Raw genomic sequence first — 1,312 nt, 5'->3', positions numbered from 1 at the left:
CCGTGGTCTCCCTCCTGAGCACGCTCCCCGCCCCGGACACCGAGGCGCCGCCGCCCAGCGCCGGCCGACCCCGCCGCCACCGCCGCGACCTGGCCCCGTACCTCTACCTCTCCCCCACGGCGATCGTGATGATCGTCCTGATGCTCGTCCCGGTCCTCATGGTCATCGGGTACTCCTTCTTCGACAACGTGATCACGAACCCGAAGCCCGTCTTCGTGGGACTCGCGAACTACGCGGAGGTCCTGGGAGACCCGGGATTCGTGAAGGCCACCGGCAACACGATCGTCTTCGTCGGCGCGAGCGTCGCCGCGCACCTGGTCCTCGGGCTCGGGTTCGCGATGCTGCTGAACTCTCCGCTGGTCCCGACCGTGGCGAAGTCGCTGTTCCGGGTCGTCTACGTCCTGCCGTGGCTGTTCACCGTCGCGATCATCGCGGTGCTGTGGCGGCTCCTGCTCAACCCGAACGGCGTAGTCAACTACGCGCTGATCTCCCTCGGCCTGACGGACAAGGGCGTCGAGTGGCTCGCCTCGCCGGCGACCGCGCTGCTCTCCGTGACCGTGATCAACATCTGGGCGGGCTACTCCTTCTACATGATCACGCTGCTCGCGGGTCTGCAGGGCATTCCGCACGACCTCTACGAGGCGGCGAAGGTGGACGGGGCGAGCGCCTGGCAGCGGTTCTGGAACGTCACGGTCCCGCAGCTCAAGCCGATCATCATCAGCATGTCGGTCCTGGACATCATCTGGACCTCGCAGCAGTTCGCGCTGATCTGGATGACGACCGGCGGCGGGCCGATCGACGCCCTTGTCCGTCAGGCCGAGGGAGATCAGCGCGTAGTTGACTACGCCGTTCGGGTTGAGCAGGAGCCGCCACAGCACCGCGATGATCGCGACGGTGAACAGCCACGGCAGGACGTAGACGACCCGGAACAGCGACTTCGCCACGGTCGGGACCAGCGGAGAGTTCAGCAGCATCGCGAACCCGAGCCCGAGGACCAGGTGCGCGGCGACGCTCGCGCCGACGAAGACGATCGTGTTGCCGGTGGCCTTCACGAATCCCGGGTCTCCCAGGACCTCCGCGTAGTTCGCGAGTCCCACGAAGACGGGCTTCGGGTTCGTGATCACGTTGTCGAAGAAGGAGTACCCGATCACCATGAGGACCGGGACGAGCATCAGGACGATCATCACGATCGCCGTGGGGGAGAGGTAGAGGTACGGGGCCAGGTCGCGGCGGTGGCGGCGGGGTCGGCCGGCGCTGGGCGGCGGCGCCTCGGTGTCCGGGGCGGGGAGCGTGCTCAGGAGGGAGACCACGG

At 67.6% G+C, this 1,312-nt stretch carries 1 protein-coding gene; it reads left to right on the top strand.

The annotated features are described in order from the left end of the window. The coding region (locus C5C27_RS17500) for a carbohydrate ABC transporter permease (RefSeq protein WP_219813210.1) at positions 1 to 1,312 on the top strand (1,312 nt) is incomplete at both ends.

The organism is Rathayibacter sp. AY2B7, assembly GCF_002931635.1.
Lineage (GTDB): Bacteria > Actinomycetota > Actinomycetes > Actinomycetales > Microbacteriaceae > Rathayibacter.
Note: the sequence above shows the minus strand (reverse complement) of the source record. Positions and strands in the feature narration are given on the sequence as shown.